Source organism: Streptomyces sp. NPDC045022 (assembly GCF_056432605.1).
Genome location: NZ_JBWKIR010000012.1, coordinates 218,285 through 243,290, shown reverse-complemented (window position 1 = coordinate 243,290; position 25,006 = coordinate 218,285). Strand labels below are relative to the sequence as shown.

The 25,006-nt window shown below is 70.2% G+C and carries 25 protein-coding genes; 8 read left to right on the top strand and 17 right to left on the bottom strand.

Annotated features, from left to right (window positions below; genetic code table 11):
- Window positions 1-20: 20 nt before the first annotated feature.
- Window positions 21-221, bottom strand: a complete 201-nt coding sequence (locus AC07C1_RS23120) for a hypothetical protein (RefSeq protein WP_478941695.1) — start codon at window positions 219-221, stop codon at window positions 21-23.
- A 100-nt stretch (window positions 222-321) separates the two neighbouring features.
- The gene (gene ku / locus AC07C1_RS23115) at window positions 322-1,230 is read right to left on the bottom strand and encodes a non-homologous end joining protein Ku (RefSeq protein ID WP_478941693.1); all 909 of its coding nucleotides are present in this window, start codon (window positions 1,228-1,230) and stop codon (window positions 322-324) included.
- 247 nt (window positions 1,231-1,477) lie between these two features.
- On the opposite strand from ku, the gene AC07C1_RS23110 reads away from it, so the two are divergent.
- Window positions 1,478-1,885 carry a YciI family protein gene (locus AC07C1_RS23110; protein ID WP_478941691.1) on the top strand — a complete coding sequence of 136 codons (408 nt, stop codon included), beginning with the start codon at window positions 1,478-1,480 and terminating at the stop codon, window positions 1,883-1,885.
- A 207-nt stretch (window positions 1,886-2,092) separates the two neighbouring features.
- On the opposite strand, the gene AC07C1_RS23105 is transcribed toward AC07C1_RS23110, so the two are convergent.
- From AC07C1_RS23105 to AC07C1_RS23095, 3 genes are all read right to left on the bottom strand, one after another.
- Window positions 2,093-3,673 (bottom strand): alpha/beta fold hydrolase, encoded by a 1,581-nt coding sequence (locus AC07C1_RS23105; protein ID WP_478941689.1) that lies wholly within the window; start codon window positions 3,671-3,673, stop codon window positions 2,093-2,095.
- A 978-nt stretch (window positions 3,674-4,651) separates the two neighbouring features.
- Window positions 4,652-4,960, bottom strand: a complete 309-nt coding sequence (locus AC07C1_RS23100; protein WP_478941687.1) for a hypothetical protein — start codon at window positions 4,958-4,960, stop codon at window positions 4,652-4,654.
- 552 nt (window positions 4,961-5,512) lie between these two features.
- Complete coding sequence (locus AC07C1_RS23095) at window positions 5,513-6,736, bottom strand: saccharopine dehydrogenase family protein (protein WP_478941686.1); 1,224 nt, start codon at window positions 6,734-6,736, stop codon at window positions 5,513-5,515.
- Window positions 6,737-6,863: 127 nt separating this feature from the next.
- Between AC07C1_RS23095 and AC07C1_RS23090 the strand changes: the two genes are divergently transcribed.
- A complete protein-coding gene (locus AC07C1_RS23090) occupies window positions 6,864-7,625 on the top strand; it encodes a TetR/AcrR family transcriptional regulator (protein WP_478941684.1) in 762 nt (253 codons plus the stop codon).
- A 357-nt stretch (window positions 7,626-7,982) separates the two neighbouring features.
- Window positions 7,983-8,198, top strand: coding sequence for a hypothetical protein (locus AC07C1_RS23085; RefSeq protein WP_478941682.1), 216 nt, complete (start codon window positions 7,983-7,985; stop codon window positions 8,196-8,198).
- A 114-nt stretch (window positions 8,199-8,312) separates the two neighbouring features.
- Here AC07C1_RS23085 and AC07C1_RS23080 read toward each other — a convergent pair whose 3' ends face one another.
- Window positions 8,313-8,837: a DUF4232 domain-containing protein gene (locus AC07C1_RS23080; protein WP_478941680.1), complete on the bottom strand. Its 525-nt coding sequence runs from the start codon at window positions 8,835-8,837 to the stop codon at window positions 8,313-8,315.
- A 273-nt stretch (window positions 8,838-9,110) separates the two neighbouring features.
- On the opposite strand from AC07C1_RS23080, the gene AC07C1_RS23075 reads away from it, so the two are divergent.
- The gene (locus AC07C1_RS23075) at window positions 9,111-9,617 is read left to right on the top strand and encodes a carboxymuconolactone decarboxylase family protein (RefSeq protein WP_478941678.1); all 507 of its coding nucleotides are present in this window, start codon (window positions 9,111-9,113) and stop codon (window positions 9,615-9,617) included.
- Between the two features lie 286 nt (window positions 9,618-9,903).
- Window positions 9,904-10,719: an SAM-dependent methyltransferase gene (locus AC07C1_RS23070; protein ID WP_478941676.1), complete on the top strand. Its 816-nt coding sequence runs from the start codon at window positions 9,904-9,906 to the stop codon at window positions 10,717-10,719.
- Between the two features lie 233 nt (window positions 10,720-10,952).
- On the opposite strand, the gene wrbA is transcribed toward AC07C1_RS23070, so the two are convergent.
- Entirely contained in the window at window positions 10,953-11,564 is a 612-nt protein-coding gene (gene wrbA / locus AC07C1_RS23065) for an NAD(P)H:quinone oxidoreductase (protein ID WP_478941740.1), read from the bottom strand.
- Between the two features lie 138 nt (window positions 11,565-11,702).
- Here wrbA and sigJ point away from each other — a divergent pair, with 138 nt between their 5' ends.
- Entirely contained in the window at window positions 11,703-12,638 is a 936-nt protein-coding gene (gene sigJ / locus AC07C1_RS23060; RefSeq protein WP_478941674.1) for an RNA polymerase sigma factor SigJ, read from the top strand.
- A 177-nt stretch (window positions 12,639-12,815) separates the two neighbouring features.
- Here sigJ and AC07C1_RS23055 read toward each other — a convergent pair whose 3' ends face one another.
- Together AC07C1_RS23055 and AC07C1_RS23050 are read right to left on the bottom strand one after the other, a co-directional pair.
- Window positions 12,816-14,276 carry a multicopper oxidase family protein gene (locus tag AC07C1_RS23055; protein WP_478941673.1) on the bottom strand — a complete coding sequence of 487 codons (1,461 nt, stop codon included), beginning with the start codon at window positions 14,274-14,276 and terminating at the stop codon, window positions 12,816-12,818.
- A 201-nt stretch (window positions 14,277-14,477) separates the two neighbouring features.
- Window positions 14,478-14,966 (bottom strand): PhzA/PhzB family protein, encoded by a 489-nt coding sequence (locus AC07C1_RS23050; RefSeq protein ID WP_478941671.1) that lies wholly within the window; start codon window positions 14,964-14,966, stop codon window positions 14,478-14,480.
- Window positions 14,967-15,296: 330 nt separating this feature from the next.
- Here AC07C1_RS23050 and AC07C1_RS23045 point away from each other — a divergent pair, with 330 nt between their 5' ends.
- Window positions 15,297-16,391: a methyltransferase gene (locus AC07C1_RS23045; RefSeq protein WP_478941669.1), complete on the top strand. Its 1,095-nt coding sequence runs from the start codon at window positions 15,297-15,299 to the stop codon at window positions 16,389-16,391.
- Complete coding sequence (locus AC07C1_RS23040; protein WP_478941739.1) at window positions 16,388-16,699, top strand: orotidine 5'-phosphate decarboxylase / HUMPS family protein; 312 nt, start codon at window positions 16,388-16,390, stop codon at window positions 16,697-16,699. The genes AC07C1_RS23045 and AC07C1_RS23040 overlap by 4 nt, the downstream gene beginning before the upstream one ends.
- A gap of 275 nt (window positions 16,700-16,974) precedes the next feature.
- Here AC07C1_RS23040 and phzG read toward each other — a convergent pair whose 3' ends face one another.
- The 8 genes from phzG to AC07C1_RS23000 form a co-directional block, all read right to left on the bottom strand.
- Window positions 16,975-17,676, bottom strand: coding sequence for a phenazine biosynthesis FMN-dependent oxidase PhzG (phzG, locus tag AC07C1_RS23035; protein WP_478941667.1), 702 nt, complete (start codon window positions 17,674-17,676; stop codon window positions 16,975-16,977).
- Entirely contained in the window at window positions 17,669-18,508 is an 840-nt protein-coding gene (locus AC07C1_RS23030; RefSeq protein ID WP_478941666.1) for a PhzF family phenazine biosynthesis protein, read from the bottom strand. The genes phzG and AC07C1_RS23030 overlap by 8 nt, the downstream gene beginning before the upstream one ends.
- A 136-nt stretch (window positions 18,509-18,644) precedes the next feature.
- On the bottom strand, window positions 18,645-20,576 hold the full coding sequence (locus AC07C1_RS23025) for an anthranilate synthase family protein (protein ID WP_478941664.1): 1,932 nt from the start codon (window positions 20,574-20,576) through the stop codon (window positions 18,645-18,647).
- The gene (locus AC07C1_RS23020; RefSeq protein WP_478941662.1) at window positions 20,573-21,196 is read right to left on the bottom strand and encodes an isochorismatase family protein; all 624 of its coding nucleotides are present in this window, start codon (window positions 21,194-21,196) and stop codon (window positions 20,573-20,575) included. Before AC07C1_RS23020 ends, AC07C1_RS23025 begins: the two co-directional genes overlap by 4 nt.
- A gap of 68 nt (window positions 21,197-21,264) precedes the next feature.
- Window positions 21,265-22,440, bottom strand: a complete 1,176-nt coding sequence (locus AC07C1_RS23015) for a 3-deoxy-7-phosphoheptulonate synthase (protein WP_478941660.1) — start codon at window positions 22,438-22,440, stop codon at window positions 21,265-21,267.
- Between the two features lie 646 nt (window positions 22,441-23,086).
- Window positions 23,087-23,542 carry a cytochrome b N-terminal domain-containing protein gene (locus tag AC07C1_RS23010; RefSeq protein ID WP_478941659.1) on the bottom strand — a complete coding sequence of 152 codons (456 nt, stop codon included), beginning with the start codon at window positions 23,540-23,542 and terminating at the stop codon, window positions 23,087-23,089.
- 250 nt (window positions 23,543-23,792) lie between these two features.
- A complete protein-coding gene (locus AC07C1_RS23005) occupies window positions 23,793-24,215 on the bottom strand; it encodes a hypothetical protein (protein ID WP_478941657.1) in 423 nt (140 codons plus the stop codon).
- Window positions 24,216-24,266: 51 nt separating this feature from the next.
- Complete coding sequence (locus AC07C1_RS23000) at window positions 24,267-24,944, bottom strand: macro domain-containing protein (RefSeq protein WP_478941655.1); 678 nt, start codon at window positions 24,942-24,944, stop codon at window positions 24,267-24,269.
- Window positions 24,945-25,006 lie beyond the last annotated feature (62 nt).

Genomic DNA, 25,006 nt, shown 5'->3' with positions numbered 1-25,006 from the left:
CGTCGAGTAGCCCGCGTGATCTACCGCTGGTCGGGCCAGGCTGCCAGCACGTCGCCGGTCTCCTCGTCGGTGAGGGTGACGCGTACCGCCGGCATGCCGTCGTACTCGCCGACCCAGCGCCGGAATTTGTCACGTGCGGTCTCCTCGCTCCCCCACCAGCCGTGCTGCACCGGCCGGCCGTCGGAGGTGAGCAGCAGGTGGTAACGGCCCGGGCCGGTCATGCGGCGTGGGTCCCTCTGTGTCGCGCCGGCTCGCGCTCGATCGCGGGTTTCGCCTCCGGCTCGCCCAACTGGTGGTGCTCCCAGGGCCGGTTCATGCGACTCAGGCGCTCCTTGGCCGGCGTCCAGTCGTCTTCTTCGCCGCTGTCTTCTTGGCCGGCTGTCTCTTCGCGGGCGTCTTCTTCTTCGGCGTGGGCAGCTGGTGCACTTCGGCCGGATCCGCGCTCCGGGCGCGGGACGCCGCGGCTTTCTGAACCGACTCGTTCAGCGCGGCCATCAGGTCGTACACCTGGGCCGGCTGCTCCGGCGCCGGTGTTTCCGGGAGGGGTTTCTCTTCGCGCTTGGCCTCGATGATCTGCGCGATGGCCTCGGTGTAGCGGTCGTGGAACTCCTCGCCTTCGAGCGTGTCGACGGTCATGGTGTCCATGAGGGCGAGCGCGCCCTCGATCTCTTCGTCGGACACCTCGGTCGGCGGCGGGAGCAGCTCGGTGGGGTCGCGGATCTCGTCCGGCCAGCGCATGGCGTGCAGGACCAGGACGTCATCGCGGACGCGCAGCAGGCCGAGGCGCTCCCGGCCGGACCACGCGTACTTCGCGACGGCCACCTTGGCCGCGCGGCCGAGCGCCTTCACCAGCAGTTTGTACGGCTTGGCCGCGACCTGGCCGGCAGGCTGAAGGTAGTAGCCCTCGGCGATCCGGAGCGGGTCGACGGACTCCAGCGGTACGAACGCGTCGATCTCGATCGCCTTCGCGGTCGGCAGGGGCAGATTGCTCAGATCCTCGTCCGTGATCGGGATGACCTGCGTCTTGGTCAGCTCGTACCCCTTGCCGATCTCGTCCTGGGACACCTCCCGGTCCTCCAGCTCGCACACCTTCCGGTAGCGGACCCGGCCGCCGTCCTCCAGGTGGTACTGGTGGAAGCGGATCGAGTGGTCCTCGGACGCGCTGACCACGTTGATCGGCACGGTGACCAAACCGAAGCTGATCGCGCCGGACCAGATCGTTCGGGGCATGTCAGACCTCCGCAGTGGCCCCGAGCACTACCAGCCTATGTGCGTCCCGGACGCCCCGCACGCGGCAGCCGCGACTCCGGGTGGGTACGGGAAGCGGGCGGCCAGCTGTGGCGGCGGCCGGGCCGTGGCCGGCTCAGCTCCGACGGTGGATCACCCAAACTGGACGGCGATGTCGAGAACCCGTGGCCGGCTCCGTCCTTGAGGTGAGGGCGACCAGAATGGGTCGCCCAGCACCGAGGAGAACCACATGGCCAAGTACTTGTTGCTCAAGCACTACCGCGGCGCCCCGGCTTCGGCCAACGACGTGCCGATGGACCAGTGGAGCCCGGAGGAGATCTCGGCGCATGTGCAGTACATGAACGACTTCGCGGCCCGGCTGGAGAAGACCGGCGAGTTCGTCGGCAGTCAGGCGCTCGCCCCCGAGGGAGCGTGGGTCCGCTACGACGGTGAGGGGCGCCCGCCGGTCACCGACGGACCGTTCGCGGAGACCAAGGACCTCATCGCCGGCTGGATGATCATCGACGTCGACAGCTACAAGCGCGCCGTCGAGCTGGCCGGGGAGCTGTCGGCCGCCCCCGGGGCGGGCGGGAAGCCGATCCACGAGTGGCTCGAGGTGCGCCCGTTCCTGGGGGCGTCGCCCGCCAACACGGAGTGACCTCTTCGATGAACGAGGCCCTGCTCCGGGTTGAGTGCCTCGACGCCGTCGGTGTTGAACCTGTGCTTCACCGGCACCGATCTCGCGGGCGCGTACTCGGCCTGTCACCCGGACAGCCCGACGACGACGCGCCGTCCGGACCAGGGTCCAAACGGCGCGTCAGATGTGCGTCGGCCTGCCACCGTGTGGGGCCGGCAGCGTCGCGTGTCAGAAGCGGGGGGCGTTCGGTGTGTGCTGCGGCGTGGGGACGATGCGCTGGTTCAGGCCGGGGCTCGGGCGGCCGGACGGCTTGCAGGTGACGTCCTGTGCCGGAAGCCTTCCGTTGCTCAGGTAGGCGTTGACCACGCGGTTGGCGCAGGAGCGTGGGTCGTCGGAGTAGACGCCGTGGCCTTCCCCGCCCTTGACGTACACCATGCGCGAGCCCTTCAGGGCGTGGTGCATGCCGAGGCCACTGGCCAACGGGGTCTGAGAGTCCCACTGGTTCTGGACGGTGAGAAGGCCGACGTTGTTGTCCACCACAGTGACGGGCTCGGCCGGCTTGCCCCAGAACGCGCATGGCGTGATGTTGGAACCGAAGTCGCCGTAGAGCGGGTACTTGGCCTTGTCCCGGATGGCGTCACGCCGGTACTGCTCGGGGTCGCGCGGCCAGGCCGCACCGTCGCCGCAGACCACGGTCCAGAAGGCTGCGGAGCCGTTGTCGGCCGGCGGCTGCGCGACGGATGCCGCGGGCCGGTGCGGCTCCTGCTGCCCCTCCGGTGCGAGGGAACGGCGGGAGACCGCATGGCCGTCGGCGGCTTTCTTGAGGTTGATGACCGCCTCGGAGGCGTACTTGGGGCTGAAGAACTCGGGGCGCAGGGCGGCACGGATGTCGTCCCCGGTGAGTTTTTCGCCGCCGTCCTCGATCGGAGAGCGGTCGGCCCTGGCGATCAGGTCCCAGAACGTCTTCTTCACCTTGGCCGGGGTGTTGCCGAGTCGGTAGGTGCGGTGGCGCTGGGCGGCCCACTTCGTCCACCGGGCGAACGCCGGCTCGGTGCCCTCCGCCCAGACCTGGATCATGCCGCGCCAGACGCGTGCGGGATCGACCGCGCTGTCCAGCACGAAGCGATCGGTCCGCTCGGGGAACATCTGCGCGTAGACGGCACCCAGGTACGTGCCGTAGGAATACCCCAGGTAGGAGATCTTCTTCTCGCCCAGAACAGCGCGGATGACGTCCATGTCACGCGCGGTGTTGCGGGTGGTGATGTACGGGAGCCTGTCGCCGTTCTTGGCACGGCACTTGTCGGCGACGGTCCGGGCCCACTTGACGTCATGGTTGAACGTCGCGGGCCGGTAGGGGTGTTCGGTGTTCTGCTCCGTGGCCGTGAGACCGCACGTGAGCGGGCTGCTGCGGCCCACGCCGCGCGGGTCGAACCCGATGAGGTCGTACTGCTCGCGGACCTTCGTGGGCAGTACGTCCTTCATCATGACCGGCATGTCCAGGCCCTCGCCGCCCGGGCCGCCGGGGTTGAAGAGGATCGCGCCGTGCCTCCGGCCAGGGACACTCGTCTTCATGCGGGAGATGGCCAGCTTGATCGTCTTGGCGCCGGGCCGGCTGTAGTCGAGCGGGACCCTGATGGTGGCGCACTGGAACGCAGCTGGCTGCGACGCGTCACATCTGTGCCACGCGGGCTTTTGGTTCTCGATTCCCTGCAGCGGTACTGCCGCGGATGCCTGCGCCGGGGCGAGGGCGGGGACCAGCGTTGCCGTGACCCCCACGGCGAGCAAGGGCGCCATGCGTCCTATCCGCACGATGGCCGTTCCTTTCGGTCAACTTCCAGGACAGGACGACCATTTCGTGTCCGTGCGGGCGGGCGAATCCAACTGCAGGGTGGTCTTGCTACGACTCCCGGCCTACACAGAAAGAGACGTACGGAGGAGAACCCGAACGGGCTGATCACCATCCGCACCCGCACCGAAGCACTGGCGCGGGTCGACGAGCGGTGGTCGGTGCCGGCCCACTACGGCAGCGGGGTGCGGCTCCCCCTGGTCCAAGGCGGCGGGTGGGACTGCCTGCACGGCGGCAACGTATCGGTGCTTGGCCCGGGCGGCGGTCTCGCGCCGCCGGTCGTCGTCTTGGCGGACATCGCTGTGTTGTAGTGCGGCCTGCTCGACGAGTTGGGCGGGCCGGCGAGGACGGCTGGGCCGGCGCGGTACCTGGACCCGGACGAGATCGACGAGGACCACTACCCGCTGGTGGCGCAGGTCGTCGACGACCGGGGTCGACGATTACTCCGACCGCGCCGCCGGCCGGTGCGACCGGCCAACCCGGCCCATGGGCTGCTCCGCCGGCTGACGGCCGTCGCCGCCCAGCGAACCGCCGCCCTGGCCAGGGCGATCCATACTTTGACGGCCGTTTTCGGCCGTCCCGTCAGCACGGCCGTCGGTGTCGGCGCTGAGCAGCCACCGTCAGGCGGCGTTCAGGGCCGTCCCGTCCCCCTCCTCGCTTCGTAGCTCACCTCGCCGACGTGAGCGAGGCCACCGGCGGCCGTATGCCGGTCACGACGAATCCGCTGCGCGGTCGCGTCGGGATGCGTCCCGGCGGAATGCCGTCGATGCGAGGGCGACCGTGTGCGTCCATGCCGGTCGAGTCCCCCGATCACCCGCTCGCACGCGTGTCGATGGGCATCGTCGCGCGGTGAGGCGCCCATGGCAGCCACCAGGGTCTCCACTGGGCTCGGCAGCCTGGTCGACTGAGCTGCGTGACCGAGATGATCAACCTTCCGGGTCTCACGGCCGGGGGTTGGTGCGATGCCACCGTGGGCGCGCGTCGCTGCCGCGGCGTCCGGCGGCGGAGGCGCAACGGGGGCAGAGGCGCCGTACCCGGTCCGCCGCGCCTCCCGATTCCGGGAACGTGTCCGTCCAGGCGACGTGCGGGAAGCGGGACAGCTGGGAGCGGCTGAGTGACAGACCGCAGACCGTCTCGTTCAGGCCCGGCTCCCAGGCGTGGACTTCGCCGGCGGGCAGCCGACGGCGGCCCTCCTCCTCGTCGGTCCACTGTCCGGAGGCGGCGACGGCGTACTGCTTCGTGCGAGCCATGGCGAGCGCCGGCCTGCGGTCAGCCGACGGTGTCGTCGACGCGGGGCCACACCATCGCGTAGGGACATTCACACCGAGTGATCACGGCACCCTCCTGCGCTCGGGTTCGTACAGCTCTCCCGCGTGCCCGAATCACCGGATCTCAAGCCCTGGGGCGCGGGACGAGCGGACACTGCCGCCGTGGCCATGTCCGCATGGTTCTACGTGTCCGACACCGATCAGGGTGACGAGGACTACGGACAGTACACGTCGTACGCGGGGCCGACCCACGTCCACGGCAAGGGCCACTGCCTCGACTGAGGCGGCAACATCAGCAACGTGTACGCGCAGGTCTCCCGTTCGAACTGCGGCGCGCTGAAGGAGAGTCGGGTCACCTTCACCCGGTGACCGCGTTCGCCCTGGCGGACCTGTGTGTTCCGCCAGGGCGACGCGGACCGCGATCGGTACCGGGCGACCTGCCGTAGACCTTGGGCGAGGAGGCCTGCCCGCGGGTGCGTGAAGGCCCAGCCCAGGTACGGCGGAGACGGCGCCACCCGGCTGTCCCCGCCGGCGTCAGCCCTGTTCGCGCAGGCCCCAGGGAGAGCCGTACTCGGTGAGCAGGTCGAGGAAGGGGCGGGGCGGAAGGGCCTCGGGGCCGAGGACGCCCTGACCCGACCAGGCTCCGGTGGCGAGGAGTTCGAGGGCGACGACCGGGTTGACGGCGGTCTGCCAGACCACGGCCTGGGAGCCGTACTCGCGCATCGACCACTGGTTGTCGACCACGTGGTACAGGTACACCTCGCGCGGAGCACCGCCCTTCGTGCCTTTCACCCAGGTGCCCGCGCACGTCTTGCCGGTCATGCGATCACCCAGGGTGGCCGGGTCGGGCAGGCAGGCGGCAACCACGTCGCGCGGGGACACCTCGACGGGCCCGTCCCCACCAGGGACGGTGACCTTCGCGGTCGAGTCCAGACCCAGCGCGTGAAGGGTCTTCAGCTTGGCGATGAAGTCGTCGCCCAGACCGTACTTGAACGTCACCCGGCGCGCGTCCACCCAGCGCGGGATCAGCAGCACCTCCTCATGCTCCACGTTCACGCACTCGACGGGGCCGATACCCTCGGGGAAGTCGAAGACCTCCGGCTCGCTGAACGGCTCGGTGGTGAACCAGCCCCGGTCCCTGTCGTAGACCACCGGAGGATTGAGGCACTCCTCGATGGTGGTCCAGATACTGAAGGAGGGGGCGAAGTCGTAGCCCTCCACGGTGAGATCGGCGCCGTCGCGGACGCCGATCTCCTCGATCTCGTCGAAGAGTTCGTCCGCGGCGTATCGGGCGAAGACGTCGGACAGGCCGGGTTCCACTCCCATGCCGACCAGAGCCAGACGACCCGATACCTCCCAGCGGTCGGCCAGCTCGAACTGGCCGTCACCGAGCTTCACGCCGCACTCCTGGTACGGGTGCTCGGCGTGCGGGACGGACAGAGACATCGCCATGTCCAGATAGTGCGCGCCCGCTGCGAGCGCCGCGCGGAACAGGGGCATCACGAACCGCGGGTCGGTCGCGTTCAGCAGGACGTCGCAGCGCTCCTCGAGGAGCAGCCGACGCACGCCGTCCTCGTCGGACGCGTCCAGGCGCCGTGCGCTGAATCGGCCCCCGTGCTCCCTCAGCGCCGCAACGGCCGCCTCGGCCCGCGTGAGGTCGTAGTCGGCCACGACCATGTGGGTCAGGAAGTCGCGGCGGGCAGCGATCCGGGTGACGGCGGTTCCGACACCGCCCGCGCCCACGAGAAGTACTCGCATGTCAGACACCTTTCTTCTGGAAGGCAGACGCCCTACGGGATGCCCTGATGCAACGGGACGGCGCAATGTAAAGTCAACTGCGTTGGCATAAGGCTCGCCGCCACGGCGGTGCGAAGGAGTGGTCCGCATGGCCAAGCAAGTGGTGCCGGAGCCGGCGCGGCGCAGGCGCCGGCCGACCCGGCAGGGCACGGTGCTGTCCGAGACGCTCATCGTGCACACCGCGCTGCGGGTCCTGCGTGAGCACGGCGGCGCCGGCCTGACCGCGCGCCGCCTGGGCGCCGCCCTCGGCGCCGACCCGAGCACCCTGTACCGCTACTTCGCCGGCATGGACGACCTGACCCGGGCCATCGGCGAGGAACTCATGGGCCGGGCGCTGGACAGCTGGTCCGCCACGGGCGAGTGGCAGGCCGACCTGCGCGCGCTCGGGCTCGCCATCCATTCCTCGTATCTCGCCCACCCGCATGCCGCCGCCCTGACCACGAGCCGGGTCACCGGCCGCCCACGGGAGATCGCGGTCGACGAGACGATCCTCGGCATCCTGCGCTCCGCGGGCTTCCCGGACGCCGCCGCCGTCCGCCTCTACCACGCCTTCATCGACCTGAGCCTGGCCTTCGCCGCCCTCGACGCCGGAGCCCTCGCCCTCACGGAAGAGGCCCGGGCGGCGGACGAGGAGATATGGAGCTCTACCTACGCCCGCCTCCCCGCGGAGTCCTACCCGCACATCGCCGCGACCGCCGGCCTGCTCGCCGCCCGTATGCCGCACAGCGCCTATCCGGACGTCCTGGACACCTTGCTGGACAGCGCCGCCGCCCAGCTGGCCACCGCGCGGTCCACAGCGGCCGCCCACGGCCGGTCCGCCCGGCCCGAAGATCCGGCTGCCGCCCGATGAGCAACGCCAGCGACCGGGCCGTGGGCCCACAGCACCGGCACCGGCACCGGACCTCGCGCCACAGCCATGGACCGCCGACCGCCTCTGCGTAGCTCCCGCCCTGCCCGCGATGCCGCAGCCCGACCAGCCCCGTCGACCGGCCGTGGGGCCCGCGTCTTCCACCAGAGGTTCGCCCCGCCCATCCCCGGACACCGGGCTCTTCCGGAGGCCGGAGCCGTCCCGCGGGTGCCAGGTCGAAGGGCGGGGCGGACGGCGGGGCCAACCGGGTGGTCCCCGGCCGTGTCGGGCGGGCGGCGTGGGGCCGGTTGGCCATGCTGGGCCGGGATGGGCACCCCTTCCCGTGACAAGGAGCACCGCATGCCGACGGACCCGGTCGGACGATTCCTGGCGGCCCTGGACCCCGATCACCGCAAGGCCGTCGGCGCCAAGCCGCGTGAGGAACAGGAACAGCTCGCGGCGGCCTGGGAACGTGAACTGGAAGCGGACGACGAGCTCGACACCCTCGACGAACTGTCCCCGCCTGCTGCGGAGGCCGAAGCGGCACGCCGCGTCCTGGACCGTGGAACCGGCTAGCGCCCGTCTTCGAACGTGGCACGTCTCGCCTGCTGAGGCCTGCCTGACGCAGAACGCTGTCCGGGGCCGGGACCGGTCGGCCTCGAGCTGTCCAGCACGGCAAGGAGACACGCCTCAGCGCAGATGAGGCCTGCCCATCCGGATGGTGGCGCTGCACACCTGAGTGGGTAGGCGGTGCCCCTGCGCGTCGGTCAGGTGTACGAAGGAGCCGTAGTCCTTCTTCGCGGGGTGGGGCGGCACCACATCGCTGGACGCATGGGAGTCGCCCCTGATCCAGCAGCTGCCGGGCGGGACGTCGTGCGGTTGGTAGAAGAGCGGGAAGCCGACCGTATGGCCCTGGTCGAGCACCAAGCGGACCGGCTTGGCCTTGTCCTTCGGCTCCGACTGCCCGTCCTGCGCCTTGCCGACCCAGACGTTGAGCTGCGGGTAGCCGTCGAACGCGCAGGGCTGCGCACTTCTGTTCCTGGCGCTGAGCATGGCCGCCGGTGCGCCCGCCGCCTGGTCGGCCAGGCGGGTCCATTTCCAGCGCAGCTGCGCTGATCCGCAAGCGACGGCATGGCGGTGGCCCCCGTCGCAGGCGGTCGACCCCAGCAGCACCGCCAGGCTGAATATCAGGACCGTTGCTCTTCGCTGTGCCATCAGGACGTCCCCCCGTGGAGAGGCCACCTGCCTCCACGGCCGGATAGATGCAGCCTTTTCCCGGGAGGTTCCAGCGGGCGGGTCGGCGTCGGTCGCGCCCGGCCTTCACCAGAGCGGTCACGCAGCGCCTGGTGGCCGTGCCGCTGGCCGACTCGTCACGCGAACTCGACGCCGTACCGGGCGGTTTGCCGGCGCGTTTCGTCCGCCGGTCACATTCCCGCGCTGTGATCCGTCAGGGCGGTGACCGCAACGTGAGATGGAAGGAAAGACGACATGGCAGCACGTTCGATCACCGCGCAGGTGCCGATGCGTCCGCGGATGCCTCAGGACCCTCTGGAGCTCGTCCCGGAACTGGCGGAGGTGTCCGCGGCTCTGTTCAAGGCCACCGGCAACCGCTCGATACCGCGGACCACGATCAGTCTGGTCCAGCTGCGCGCCGGGCAGATCGTGGGCAACACCTACCTCACCGTCCTGCACACGGGCTTCCTGCGCAAGGCCGGGGAACGGGAGGAGCGGATCACCGCGGTGGCGTCCTGGCAGGACGCGCCGTACTTCACCGGCGCCGAGCGTGCCGCGCTGGCTCTCGTGGAAGCCGTGCTCCAGCCGTCCGTACAGGGCGAGCGGGTGTCCGACGAACTGTATGCCCAGGTGTGCGAGCACTACGACAACACGGCGCTCACGACCCTGACCATCGCCATCGGACAGGTCGGCTTCTTCATCCCCATCGCCCTCATCGCCAAGCCGGTCCCCGGTCGGGCGTTCACCGACCCGTGGGCATGAGACCGGCCGCCGGGTCGTCCTCGGCGTAGGCGGCTCCGGAGCCGAGGGCCAGCACCGCCGGCGCGGCCGCCGCCCTGGCGAAGAACGTTCCACCTGAATGCGGCCGGCCCGGGCCGCCGGGCCGGCCGCCGTGGTTTCCCGACACTGCGGTCCGGCCGTACGCCGGCCCGCGGTGACAGCGATCGGCTTGCGGCCGGGCGCCGTGAACTGGCAGATGGGAAGCGAGTGTTCGACGTAGGTTGTGCTGTGAATGATCCACGCCTCGGCTGAAAGACGGACACGACTCATGACCGACCCCGCGACGACATCCGGACCAGTGACGCACCAGAAGATCGACACGTCGGTGCCGCACTCCGCCCGCATCTGGAACTACTGGCTCGGCGGCAAGGACAACTACCCCGTCGACGAGGAGGCCGGCGACGCCTACACCGCCGTCTTCCCCGGCATCGTCACCATCGCCCGCAGCAGCCGTGCCTTCCTGCGCCGCAACATCACCCATCTGGTCACCGAGGCGGGCGTGCGGCAGTTCCTGGACGTCGGCACCGGCCTGCCGACCGCCCAGAACACCCATGAGGTCGCCCAGCGGCTCGCCCCCGAGGCACGGATCGTCTACGTCGACAACGACCCGATGGTGCTGGCTCATGCCCGCGCCCTGCTGTACTCCTCACCCGAGGGCGCGACCGCCTACATCGACGCCAACGTCACCGACCCGGAGCGCATCCTCGCCACCGCCGCCGAGACGCTGGACTTCAGCCGGCCCACCGCGCTCATCCTCAGCAACATCCTGGGTCACGTCGCCGATCACGCCCAGGCCCGCTCCATCGTCACCCGGCTGATGGACGCCCTGCCGTCGGGCAGTTACCTTTCCGTCAACGACGGCTCACGCGGCATCGACCCGGTCTTCGAACAGGCCCAGGACGGCTACAACAACAGCGGAGCCGTCCCGTACAACCTCCGCACGATCGACGAGATCACCGCGTACTTCGACGGCCTGGAGCTCATCGAGCCCGGCGTCGTCTCGGTCACGCAGTGGCGTCCGGAGCCCGGTTCGCCCGCCCCGGAGGTAATCGCCGAGCATGGCGGACTCGCCCGCAAGCCGTAGTCGGGAAACGAGCCCGCGGGCGCTCCACTCCGTCTCTCCCGAGGCGGAATGGAGCGCCCCTGGTTCGGCGGGTCGCGCCCACGAGCTGCTCCCGCTTCCTCCGCTCGCAGACGGGACGGACCTGCGCGCCGTAGTGGTCAGCCGCCTCCGCGCACACTGCGAGTACGGGCTTGGCGGGCGCCTGCAGCCGCCCCAGAGCACCGACCACCGCGGACAGAGCCGCGCTGCCCCGGTCAGGCGGTGCGGCCGGCCTTCAGGGCGGCCGCGGTGGTGACGACGCGGCGCGCCTGGTAGCGGGCCGCCTCCAGAGCCACCTCTCCGGGCAGGCCGTCGCCGGCCACGTGGGAGGTTCCATAGGGGTTGCCCGACTGGAACTGGATGGGGTCGGTGTAGCCGGGGGGCACGATGATGCCGCCCCAGTGGTAGAAGGTGTTCGCCAGCGCCAGGAGGGTGGATTCCTGTCCGCCGTGGGCGGTGTTGGAGGCGGTGAAGGCCGAGTACACCTTGTCCGCGAGCTTGCCCTGGAACCACAGCGGGCCGGTGGTGTCGATGAACGCCCGGAGCTGGCTGGCCGGGTTGCCGAAGCGGGTCGGGGTGCCGAACAGCACCGCGTCGGCCCAGGCCAGGTCGTCGTGGCCGACCTCGGCGACATCGGCGCTGTCCTGAGCGTGCTGGGCCCAGGCCGGGTTGGCGTTGATCGCCTCGGGCGGGGCCGTCTCTGCGACCTTGCGCAGGCGCACGTTGGCGCCCGCCTTCTCCGCGCCCTCGACGGCGGATTGCGCCAAGGTGTGTACGGTGCCGGTGGAGCTGTAGTAGATGATCGCCACGTTCACGGGTTCCACGATCGGATTCCTTCCTAAGCGGGTCTGATCGGTACGACGAGACAGCCCCGCGAGATGTGAGGCGCCGCCTCGACCTCACAGTTCGATGCGACGGCTCGTCGTAGAAGGTGAGGCAGAGCGTCCAAGGAAGCTGGTGACACCATGACCAACCCATCGGAGCCGGGATACGGCCGGCCCGACCCGGGCCTGAGCGTGATCGTGAGCGAGCGGCGTCAGCTGACCAACCTCGCGTACCGGCTGCTGGGCTCCCTGGCCGATGCCGAGGATGTCGTACAGGAGACCTACGCCCGCTGGTACGCCATGTCCGCACAGCAGCAGGAAGCCATCGACTCCCCCGGCGCCTGGCTGACGACCGTCGCCAGCCGTATCTGCCTCGACCTGCTCGGCTCGGCGCGGGCCAGGCGCGAGCGTTACGTGGGCGAATGGATCCCGGAGCCGCTGCCCGACCGTACGGAGTGGATCAGCGGGCGGCCGGGCGCCGGCATCGTCGACCCGGCCGACCGGGTCACCCTGGACGAGTCGGTCAACATGGCCTTCCTCGTCGTGCTCGATGCGATGACCCCGGCCGAACGGGTCGTGTTCATCCTGCACGACGTCTTCCGCTACCCCTTCGCCGAAGTGGCCGAGATCGTCGGCCGGACCCCGGCGGCCTGCCGCCAGCTGGCCACTTCGGCCCGTCGGCGCCTTGGCGCGTCTCAGCCCGCCGCGGCCTCGGCAGCCCAGCGCGCCGGCATCGTCAGAGCCTTCAAGCAGGCGTGGGAGGCCAAGGACATCGACGCCCTCATCGGCCTGCTGGCTCCCGACGCCACGGCGACCGGCGACGGCGGCGGACTCGTCAGGGCCGCGCTCCGCCCGGTGGAAGGCGCCGAGCAGGTCGCACGCTTCTTCGCTGACCGGTCCGGTGCGGCGCCCGACATGACGCTCGTGGAGCGTACGGTCAACGGTCAGCCGGGTCTGGTGGCCCAATTGGACGGCGTGACCGTGTCGGTGATGGCGTTCGACATCACCGGCGACCGGATCAGTGACATCTGGGCAGTGCTCAACCCCGACAAGCTCCGCTTCTGGACGACGGGCTGACAGCCGAGGGCGTCGTCCTTTGCCCGGACGACGCCGCTGAGGAACGGCGCACCGAGCGCCGGTGTGCTCGAACCGCGGGTCGATCCGGGCGGCAGCACAGGGGCCGGCCCGTTCGTGCGGGCCGGCCCCCGGCGGCTGTCGGCGGTCAGCGGCGAGACGGCTCTCTGTCCGCGGGGATCAGCGGATCCTCATGGTGGCCATCATGCCCATCGCCGAGTGGTCGAGCATGTGGCAGTGGTACACGTAATCCCCGGCATAGCTGTCGAACGTCGCCTGGAGTCTGACCGTCTCACCGGGCTGGAGCACCACGGTGTCCTTCAGGCCCGACTCGGCGGGCCCCGGCGCGTTCCCGTTGCGTTCGATCACCCGGAACTGCACCAGGTGCATGTGGAAGTTGTGCGCGGCCTTGACGTTGGTGTTGGTGACCGTCCAGATCTCGCTGGCGCCGTAGCGGACGCTGGCGTCGATCCGCTCGGGGTCGTACACCTTTTCGTCCATGTAGGCCTGTGGGTCGGTGCGGCCGTCCTCGTCCATGCGCATCACGATGGTGCGGCTGCCCGTGGGAGTGGGCAGCGGCGGCAGGGTGCGCAGCACGGGCGGGACGGAGCTCGGGTCTTCGGCGGTGTGTGTCACGTCGAAGCGCATCACCTGTCCGACCTGCTCGACGGGGCCGCGGCCCCCGGTGTTCTGCAGGACGACCTGGGTGCCGACCGGGTAGCGGGAGAAGTCGATGACGACGTCGGCGCGTTCACCCGAGGACAGGTAGACGGACTTGGTGGTGTTCGGGCTGGGCAGCAGTCCGCCGTCGGAGCCGATCTGGATCATGTCGCTGCCGTCGGCGAGACGCAGCTCGAAGAAGCGCATGTTGGAGGTGTTGGCGAAGCGCAGCCGGTACTTGCGGGCGGCGACCTGGAAGTACGGGTAGGGGGCGCCGTTGACCAGGAGGGTGTTGCGGTTGCGGTCGCTCATGGCGTACAGCAGCTGGCCCGTGGCGTCGAAGTCGGCGTCGCGCAGCTGGATCAGCACGTCGTACTTGCCCTTGGGCAGGGGCAGGGCGTCCTCGGTGCAGTCGCTGATCAGATAGCTGCCCTGCAGGCCCCGGTAGACGTTCTCGGACTCCACGTGGTGGGCGTGGTCGTGGTACCAGAGCGAGGCGTGCGGCTGCTTGTTGGGGTAGGTGTACACGCGCCGGCCGCCCGGGTCGATGGTGTCCATCGGGCCGCCGTCGCTGTCCTGCGGTACCGAGGCGCCGTGCAGGTGGCGTGAGATGGGGACGTCCAGCCCGTTGTGCTGCACGATACGCACGGGCCGGTTCTTGCGTGCCTTGATGGTCGCGCCGGGGAACTGGCCGTCGTAGGTGACCAGCTCGGTCTGGATGCCGGGCAGGATCTCCTTGGTGACCTTGCGCGTGGTGATCTCGTAGGTGTCCACGCCGCCGGCGGTGGAGACGGGCCGCGCCACCGGGATCAGAGGCATGGGCACCTTGAAGAGTTCGATCGCCAGGGGCGTGGTGCCGGTCGCCGGTGCGTCGGCGGCTTGTGCTGCGCGGGCGGAGAGCAGGGGAAGCAGCGAGGCCCCGGTGAGCCCAGCGGATCCGGCCGCGATTCCTGCGCCGAGCACACGGCGTCTGGTGACCATGATGTGTCGTCCTCCTCGGGTGGTGCCTGGTCGAACTGGTGGATCGGTCACAGCAGGTCAGCCGGGACGGTGCCTTGCTGGGTTCCGGTGCGTTGCGGGCGTGCCTCGGCATCCGGGCCTGCTCGAGGGCCCGGATGCCGCCGTATGTGGGGCGGCCGGCCGTTGGTGCGCGGCGCGTCGGCCGCGCGGTGCCGGTCCGGTTCAGGTGGGAATGCCTTCGCGCTTGATCGTGGGGACGGCGATGCCGAGCGCACGCAACTGCTCGAAGGGGTTCATGAACTCGCGGTTCTGCACGATCTTTCCGTCCTCGAGCTGGAAGGAGTGCAGGAAGTGGTTCTCGTAGTAGCCCTCGGGGTAGCCCGGGAAGCGGATCTTTCCGTGCCCGTCGCACTCGACCCAGAAGAAGTTCGGGTCCTGCGTCTCGAAGACCTGGATGTTGTACCACTCCCAGTCCGGGAAGCATTCGAGCGACCAGACGCCGTGCTCGGCCAGGCGGTCGCGGCCCTTGATGACGATGGGCTCGCCGGTGTCGTTGGTCCACAGGCCGCCGCTGCCGTGCTCGACGAACAGCTCGTGCCGCTGCAGACGGGCCGGCCCCTTGGTGTCCGCCAGGTACTTCTCGACGGTGGCGCGGTTCTTGCGCCGCAGTTCGGCGGCGTCGGTGAAGCCGTGCGGTGCGTCGTCAGCCATGGTTTCCCCCAGCAGTGTGTCAACAGGCCGAAACAGGCAAGAGTGTCGTCGCCGCGACTCGGGACCGGGTCGAGAAGTGTTCAAGGACCTGCGGTGATGATGTGTCCGGCGCGGACACGCCGGCAGCGGGCGCCGGCGGCACATGGGAGCCGGTGCCAGGGTGTGGGTGTGGTTTCGGTGGCTGCCGGCGACGAGGTCGCCGGGGTGGCTCCCGTCAGTCTCGAGCGGAACGCGATGTGCCAGGTGCAGGCTGGAACATACATGCCGGGACGCGTACACGACCGTTGTGCCCCCGGACTTCGCAGGGCACGCGAAAGGGGACCTGATTCGATGGCAGGCGCTCGCCCCGAGGCCGCAGAGGTCTCCAAGACGTCCGACACCCCGCACGGCGCGGACGGACGGCCCCCCGGTTCGGCCGCCGCCGCGCAGGCGGTGACGGGCGAGCTGCTCGAACTGGCCCTGGGATATGTGTACTCGGCTGCCCTGCACACCGCCGCGCGGTTCGCCATCGCCGACCATCTGGTGGACGGCCCCCGCACGGCCGACGAACTCGCGGCGGCCACTCAGGTCAACGGCCCCTACCTGTACCGGCTGTTGCGGTTCCTGGCCACCAAGGGTGTCTTCCGGGAGGACGACCAGGGCCGTTTCCATCTCACCCCGCTCGCCCGGCCGTTGTGCACGAATGCGGAGCGGTCGCTGCGGGACTACATCATGGTGCGCGGCGAGGCGGTCTTCTGGGAGTCGGCGGGCCACCTCCACGAGGCGGTTCGCACCGGCACGACCGCCTTCGAGGGCCTGTACGGCGTCCCCTTCTACGACCACGTCGCCGCCGACGCTGATCTCGGCGAGGCGTTCAACTCCAGCATGGCGGCGTTCTCCGAGACACTGAGCAACGACGTCGCCGAGGCCTGGGACTTCTCCGAGGTCAAGACCGCTGTCGATGTGGGCGGCGGGCGCGGCGGCCTGCTGCGCGCGATCCTGCGGCGCAATCCACACATGACGGGCACCCTGTTCGACCTTCCCACCGTGGTGGCCGGGCACGTTCTGGACATTCCGGAGCTGACGGGACGCTGGAGCGCCGAGGGCGGGGACTTCTTCACCTCCGTGCCGGCCGGCGCCGACGTCTATCTCCTCAAGCACGTGCTGGCCAGCTGGCCGGACGAGGAGTGCGTGCGCATCCTGCGCACGTGCCGGCACGCGATGCCCGCGCACGGACGGCTGCTGGCCGTCAACGCCATGATCCCGGCGGGCAACGAGCCGCACCCGGGCAAGACCATCGACATGCTGATGATGACGGTCCTGAACGGAAAGGGCCGTACCCGCGCGGAGTACGAGGGGCTGCTCACGGCGGCCGGTTTCACGGTCCGACGCGTGCTGGAGCCCTCGCCGCACGCGTCCGTGATGGAAGCGGTCGCCGCCGGCTGAACGTTCCCGGCCGATCGGTTCACGAAGGCGGCAGCTTCCGTACCGTTCGGCCAGGACGCTCACGCTGCGGTCAACGACCTGAGACACCACTCGCTTCGGATCTGGCACAGGTATTGAGCGCCGACGCCCTGATCGTCACACCGGGGGTGACCCTGACCGGCGAAGCGCCGGCCGAGCATGCCCGCCCCGGAACACCCCGTGCCGCCATCACGGCTGGAGCGTCACACGTGGTGGTGGGCCGCACGGTCACGCGCGCCGCGGATCCAGAGGCCGCGTTCCGTCTCGTCCGCGCCGGCCTCACCGCGTAACAGACAGACCCGGGGTCAGGCTCGGGCGGCGATCGGCCGGCCGCTCCGGCGGAGGCCCTTCTCGTCACGGACACGAGTGCGCATACCTCCGTACGGCCGGCGCGTCGGGTGCCAGCATCCGCCGTTCTGCCCGGCCGGTCCGAGCGCCCGGACCGGCTGAGCCGTACCGCCTGCCCGCGGCGGTCGGATGTCCCATGACATCCGACCGCCCTGGGACCGGCTCACACCGGCCCGGTGATCGGTGCCGGTCGCAGCGCCAGGTCCGACGACAGGGCCTAGGGTTGGAGGCGGCTGGTCCGCCAGCCCTGGGTGGTGCGGTCGTAGCGCAGCCGTTCGTGCAGCCGGTCGGTGCCGTTGGCCCAGAACTCCACGCCGGCGGGGGCCAGGAGGTAGGCCGCGTAGGTCGGGGGGCGCGGCAGCGGCCGCTGGGGCTCGCCCAGCTCGCGGGCCCGGGACCGCAGTTCGGCGAAGTGGTCGAGGTCGTCGACCGGCCGGCTCTGCCGGGAGACGGTGGTCATGGCATGGGTGAAGACGGGCCGTGCGCACCACAGGGCCTCCGCCTCGGCGTCGGCCAGCCGCTGTACGGGGCCGGCGACGGTGATCTGCTGGCTGGTCTCCCTCCAGTACAGGACGCCGGACGCCCATGGGTTGTCGGCCAGTTCCCGGCCCTTCTGGCTGTCGGCGTGGGTGGTGAAGACGAGGCCGGCGTCGGTCACGGAGGTGATGGTCACGATGCGGGAGGAAGTGCGGCCGCGGGTGTCGGCGGTGGCCAGGGCCAGCGCGCGTGGCTCGCGCACCCCGTGGACGGCGGCCGTCTTCAGCCACGCGGTCAGCAGGCGCATCGGCTCGGCGGGCGGTGCGAGGAACTCGGGGAAGTCCACCGTGACGGTGCCGGTGAGCGATTCGGAACGGGTGGAGCCCTCGCGGGCGCCGGGGGTGGTGCCGGGGGCCGCGTGCGAATGGGACAGGTCAGACATGGAGCACCCCTTCGATCGTGACGACGCCGTGGCCGAAGACCTCGACGGAGTCGACCCGGTCGCCCTCCCCGTGCACGAGCGCGCCCATGGGAGAGGGACGGCCGATCTCGACGCCCTGAGTGATCTCGATGCGCTGCCCGTAGGCGCCGAGGCCGTGCCGGGCGAGATGGATGGCGATGGGCCCGGCCGCGGAGCCGGTGGCGGCGTCCTCCACGACTCCGTAGGCGGGCGAGAACATGCGATTGCGCCATGAACTGCCGGATCCGGCATAGCAGTTGGCCGCCATGTCGGGGAAGCGGGCGAGGGCGCGGTGATCGGGGTCCACTTTCGACAGGGCCTCGATGCTCTCGAAGCCGACGAGGACGTGCCGCGGGCCGTTGCGGTAGATCTCCACCGGGAGCGTGGAGTCGCTGACGCCGAGTGCCTGCAGGAGTTCGGCGGCGCGGTCGAAGGGCTCCCACACGGGCACCGGCTGGCGCATGCTCGCCGCGACGACCATGCCGTGCTCGCGTCGGAGTTCGAAGGGGATCACGCCCATGGCGGTCTCGATCCGCAGCCGGTCGGCGTCGGTGCGCCTGCCCAGGGCGATGGCGGTGCCGAGCAAGGGGTGCCCCGCGAAGGGGAGTTCGTTGACCGGGGTGAAGATCCGCACATGGGCGTCGGTGCCGTCCTGCCGGGGTTGCAGCACGAACGTGGTCTCCGAGAGGTTCATCTCCCGTGCGATGCGCTGCATCTGGTTGGCGGTCAGGTCGTCGCTGCCGAAGAACACCGCCACCGGGTTGCCGGTGAGGGGTGTTCGCGCGAACGCGTCGACGACGACGTAGGTGTGCATCGGTTCTCCACTCGTGGTACGGGTCCGGGCCTCGCCGGGCATCGCCTCGGGAGGTGGGGCGGTGCCGGGCCGGTGCACGGGGGACGGGCACCGGCCCGGCGGCTCGAAGGGGGCGGATCAAAACGGTTGAGGTGGTTCAGGCCGGGTCGGGGGTGCGGACCGGAGCGAGCAGGCCCGACAGGAACGTGCCGACGATGCGGGGGCCGTCCCGGGTGAGCACGGACTCGGCGTGGAACTGCAGGGAGGCGAAGTGGGGCCCGCGCAGGGCGTGGACCTCCCCGGTGGCCGCGTCCCGGCTGACCCGGATGGTTCCCACACCGTCCGCGGTGAAGGTGTCGTGCTCGCTGACCAGGGCGAAGGTGTTGTAGAAGCCCACCTGTTCCGGGCTGCCGAACAGGTCGATACTTTTTTGCACCCCCTGGTTGGGCTCGGTCCTGCGGTGCAACGGCAGTCCGAGTCCGAGTCCGAGGATCTGGTGGCTGAGGCAGACGGCGAAGAACGGTCGGCCTGCGTGCAGCAGCGTCTCGACGGCGGTGTGCAGGTGCCGCATTCTGGGGTGCGCCATCTCCTGCGGATCGCCCGGCCCCGGCCCCATCACGACCAGGTCGTGGTCCGAGAGGGCGTACTCCTGGTCGTAGCGGCGGATGGTCACGTGCAGGCCCAGGGACCGCAGTTGCTGCTCGATCATCGAGGTGAAGGTGTCCTCGGCGTCCACGACGAGGACGCTGCGCCCGGCCAGGTGCGGCAGCGCGGAGGTGCGCTCGGCGGTGTCGGACAGCCAGAAGGCGGCGAGGGAGTCGTTGCGCCGCTCCAGGGCCCGGCGCACGCTGGGATGGTCGGCGAAGCGCCGGGGGTGGCCGCCGCCGAGTGCGGCGACGAGCCCGGCCGCCTTGGCCCGGGTCTCGGCGGCCTCGGAAGCGGGGTCGGAATGCCGCACGATGGTGGCGCCCACGGCGATGTTGATGCGTCCTTGGCGGGTGATGTCCGCGGTGCGGATGAGGATCGCGGAGTCCATGACGCGTCCACCGGCGGCATCGCGTCCGATGAGCGCGGCGACGCCGCTGTAGTAGCCGCGGCCTCCCGGCTCGTACTGGTGGATGATGCGGCAGGCGCTCTCGAGCGGGCTGCCCGTGACGGTGGGGGCGAACATGGTCTCGCGCAGGATCTCGCGCACGTCGCGGCCGGTGTGGCCTTCGATGAAGTACTCGGTGTGGGCGACCTGCGCCATTTCCTTCAGGTAGGGGCCCACGACACGGCCGCCCGCCGGGCAGATCCGGGCCATCATCTTCAGTTCCTCGTCGAGGACCATGTACAGCTCGTCGGTTTCCTTGCGGTCGCCGAGGAAGTCGAGGACGCCCGGCAGCGCGGGACCTGAGGGGGGGTAGCGGTAGGTGCCGCTGATGGGGTTCATGACGGCCGTGCCGTCCTCGAGGCTGATGTGCCGCTCGGGCGAGGCGCCGATCAGGATCCGGGTGCCCGTGTCGATCAGGAACGTCCAGTGGGCGCCGGACTCGCGCTCCAGGAGCCTGCGGAAGAGGGCGGGGGCGCTGTGCGGACCGTAGTCGGTGATGTCGGCGACGAAGGTGCGCTTGACGACGAAGTTCGCCCCCTCCCCCGTGCCGATCATCTCCTTGACGATACGACGCACCGTGTCCTCGTATGCGGCGTCGTCGACGTCGAAGTCCGCGCCCGCCAGCGGGGTGGGCACGTCGGGGATGCGCTCGAGTGCCTGGCCGAGCGGCAGCCGCTGCTGACCGGTGACGGTCATGGCCACCAGCGGTGTGGCGTCGTCGGCGCAGGCGAAGCCGCGTTCGGTGAGCTGCCGGTAGGGGACGACGACGAGGACCTCGTGGTGCGCGCCGGTGGCCGCGTCCGGGGCGGGGGCCAGCGGAATGTCGGCCAGCGTGGCGGGCAGGGACACGGAGCCGGTGAGGACCTCCACGATGCCCGGTCCCGTCGTGACGGGCCGGTGCAGCAGGGCATAGGCCCGCGACCGGCTGTTCAGCACCTGCTCGAGCAGGTCGCCGGCGCTGTCGGGGCCGCCGGTCGGTGGCGGTGGGTATGTCATGTGAACAGTCCCTTGGCCATGGTGACCTTGGCGCAGCACTCGGCGGCGTAGGTGAGTGCCGATCGGTGGTGCTGCGGGGTGAAGTCGGCCGTCGCGTCCGCGACGATGAACGGCTGGATGTCATGGGTGAAGGCGTCGACGGCGGTGGCCAGGACACCGACGTGGGCGTAGACGCCGCACAGGATGAGCTGGTCGCGGCCCTCGGCACGCATCCGGTCCAGCAGGTCGGTGCGGAAGAACGCGCTGTAGCGCCACTTGGTGAACAGCCAGTCGTCCGCGGCCGGTGCGAGGGCGTCGGTCACCTGGCGGTCTTCCGGTCTGGTTCGCATGCCCGGGCCCCAGAAGTCCTTGAGCAGACCTCGTTGTTCGTCGTTCATGCCGCCGGGCTGGGCGGTGTAGGCGACAGGAACGCCGAGGGCCGCGCACTGGTCGCGCAAGTGTGCCGCGTTGCGGACGAGTTCCTCGCGCATGCTGTCGGGGAAGGGGGTGAGGAAGTAGCGCTGCATGTCGTGGACGAGAAGGACCGACCGGTCGGGTTCGGCGTTCCAGTGCACGAGGGGGGCGGGCAGGTCGCCCTCGGCGGGCAGCGGGTACGGGCTGATGGGGGGTATGCCGGTCATGGCTCCACTTCCTGGCTTGCCTGGTCGGTAAGGGGGTGCGCACCGCGACCTCGTGCACGCGGGCCCGCTCAGGCGGTCCAGGCCGAGACCACGGAGACGGCCTGCGGCGGGTTGAGGCGGGGGTCGCAGTACGAGGTGTAGCGCTCACCCACGCCACCGAGGTCGGCCTCGGTGGCGGCGCATTCGGTGACGTCGTCGGGTGTGGTCTCCAGATGCAGTCCGCCCGCGACCCCGCCCGCGCCGCGCACGGCCTCGACGAACCGGGAGACCTCGAGCGAGACGGTCCTGACGAGCCGTGTCTTTCGGCCGCCGGGCGCCGTCACGGTGTTGCCGTGCATGGGGTCGGTGAGCCAGACGACGGGGTGACCCGCAACGCGTACGGCCTCGACGAGGCGAGGCAGCCGGTCGGTGACGCGGTCGGCTCCCATGCGTGCGATGAGGGTGAGCCGCCCGGGGTCGCGCCAGGGGTCCAGCCGCTCGCACAGGGCCAGCAGTTCACCCGGTTCCATGGCGGGGCCGACCTTGCACGCCACCGGGTTGCTCACCTGGGCGAGCAGGGCGACGTGGGCGCCCTCGACCTGGCGGGTGCGCTCGCCGATCCACGGCCAGTGGGTCGAGCCGAGGAACAGCCGCCCCGCCTCGTCGGTGCGGAGCATGGGCATCTCGTAGTCGAGGAGCAGCGCCTCGTGACTGGTCCACACCACCGGTTCCACGGTGTCACGTCGTGCGGCGCGTTCCCGCCAGCCCAGGTGCTCGGCGATGTCGCAGGCGGCCATGTAGCTGGTGAGGATCCGCAAGGGGTCGGGGCGGCGGCTGTCGTGGTCGGGTTCCGGGCCGTTGACCATGTGGCCGCGGAACACGGGGAGTTCGACACCGTCGACGGCTTCGGTGGGCTTCGAACGGGGCTTGGCGAACTGGCCGGCGATGCGTCCTGCGCGCAGGACGGGCTTGCCGGTGATCAGGCCGAGCGCCCCGGCGAGCAGGTCGAGCAGTGCGGCCTTGCGTGCGACGTGGTCGCGGGTGCACTCCCCCGGGTCCTCGGCACAGTCCCCGCCCTGCAGCACCATGGCCTCGCCGAGCGCCACCCTGCCCAGCAGGGTCCGCAGCGTGGCCACGTCGTCGGCCCGGACGAGGGTGGGGCGTTGGGCGAGTGCCTCGGCCACCCGGCTCACCTGCCGCAGGTCGCTCCATTCGGGCTGCTGTAATGCCCCGCGGATACGAATCTTCCGTATGACGTCTTCCATGAAGATCTCCGATACCGAGCGCCCGCACCTGCTGGAAGGGGTTCATGAACTCGCGACTGTGCCGGGCCTCCCCATTCCTTCGAGCTACTGAATGGGCAGGAAATGTGATTCCGGCAGGTTGCTCTCGGCACACATGATCCCGTCGAGCGATCCTGCACCAGGAGGCAAGCGTCCGCAACAAAGATCCACGAACGGTCAATGAACACTCGAGGCGAATTGGATCGGGACCCCATCGGGGGATATGAAAACCGGCTGACTGGTTTTTCGCCGAATGCAGTGCATAACGCGCTGCGGAAAATACGGTCGGTCAGGTGGCGGCCGTCTCCCGCACACGGGGGCTGCGGATGAGCACGGCCATGAGGGAGCGGCGGCGGTGGCCGCGTATGTCGTGGGCCCTGGTGGGTGCGTCGGGGCCCGGTCGGTCATGTGCGGCGGCCGCGCGGGGTGTTGCGAGGTCCGCGATGGGTGAACTGGGGCCACCGCGAGGCGTTGTGGGGCCGCGGTGGGCCAGGGGCCGTCCGGTCAGTGTGGGGGCCACGCACACGAGCGGCGCGCGCACGGGTGCGATGGTTGCGGCGCGGGTGACCCGTCGTCCGATCACCCGCGCCGCCGCTTGGTGGGCCGCTCACCTGTGCCGTTCCGCCGGTCAGTGCCCGGCCGGCCCGGTCCCTGTTCCTGAGGGGAGTCGGGCGGGCCGGATTCCAGTTGCCCGTCCGAGGATGCCTGCGATGAACATCTGCAGACAGGTGCCGACCACCGGGACGGCGAGTGTGATGCCTTCGAAGATGCGCAGGCCGGTGCCCGAGAGCAGGTCGTCGGGAAGTGAGTATCCGAGGAAGCCCTCCACGATGGCCAGGACGAGGATCACGAAGCCGATCAGCCAGTTGAGCTCGCGGGGCTTGCGGAACGATCCGGTGAAGAAGTGCCGCAGCGTGTGCACGCAGAGCGCGGCGATCATGGTCAGGGCCGACCAGTGGTGCAGCTGGCGGATGAACAGGCCGCCGCGTACCTCGGCGCCTCTTGACGCTCGTCGCGCGGCGCCTTGTCGGTGACGCTCATACCCGCGCGCCCCTCCCCCTCGCCGCTCGTCCGTCCCAGGCACACGCGTCCGGCCGGTGAACGGTCGGTGGTGGGGGCCGTGGCCTGCGGCGGCGAAAGCGGGCCCGCGCCTCGGAGCGAGGAAACGATATCGACCTGTAGTGCGGCCGGACAATGACACTCGAGCCGGCTTCGGACCCCAACTCCATTTGTTCTTGAGCGAGTTCCGAGTCACCCGGACGCAGCGTCCCGGCGGTCCTGGACCTCCAGCACACGCGGGCACACGGGCCCCGAAGCGGTCCGGGCCGGGCCTCTCAGCCTTTGCCAGGCGGCGCCCACGGCCTATCGGGAGGCTGCGGGCCCTCCAAGGCGCTGCGGAACTTCTCTTTCAGGCTTTTTGGCTGAGCCTCCTTCTCCTCGTTCGAATGCACGAGCCGGGCAGTGGTCACTCGTATCTGACAATCGCGGTGCCGCTGTCTGAGAAGCACCACCCACGCGCCGTCCTGGGTGAGGAAAGCATGGCGCGCCGGCTCGTCTCCCGGACGGGCATGCCGAGCCAGAACTCCCGGTGTGTAGTGCAGAGCCGCGTCCTCGGCTGCCGCAGCGGCCGCAGTCTGATCCCCGTCGATCGGGTGAGCGGCCACCAGCATCCACCGATGCAGCCTGAGTTCCACGCCCTCGACGCGCTCCGTCACTCGTGTGTCCTCTTCGATGAGGACGTACCACTCGGCAGTCATGGCCGGTACCTATCTGTCTTCCAGGGCGTGGTCAGAGTTCCGAGAGCCGCGTCAGCGGCGGGAGTCGGCGCGCTTGGGCGGCGCTATGCGGACTCGCTTCTCCACGGGCGCGGTGTCGATGTCGTCGAGCTGCGCGACGATCGTGCTGCGCAGTTCGTCGTAGTCCTCGAAGGAGTGGTCGTTGAAGAGGGTGTAGCCCGTCCACATCAGGTTGGCGCACACCCGCGCCGGCACCCGGCCGGTCTGGGCGCCCATGCCGACCAGCGCCACTGATCGGATGCTGCCGGGCGCCTTCTTGTTCTGCTGGTGGATCGCCTGGAAGGCGGCCGCACAGGCCAGGGCCACGTTCAGGGTCTCGCTGACGTTCTGCGAGGACGTCTCCATCGTCGGTGTCGAGATCAGGAATCTCGGCTTGACCGCCCCGGACGGGACGCACACCGCGCCGCCCACCGGGAGGACACCCGCGAACTGGCTGCGGATCGCCTTCTGCACCCGCAGCTGGATGCCCGCGCCGAGATACCGCTTGATGACGCCGTCGACCCCGCCGTCCATCCGGCCCCGGGAGTTGGTGGGGCTGACCCAGGCGTCGACGTCCTCGTCGAGGATCGAGCCCTTGCGGATCTCGATCTCGGGGGTGTCGGCGAACGCGGCTCGCCATGCCTCCACCACTGCGGTGTTGATGTCGGTCAGCACCACCCTGAGCGGCGACTGCACGTGGTCTTCGGTCATGGTTCACTCCGATCGGGAACGATCACTCAACTGATCGGAACGCTACCGCGCCCCACTGACAG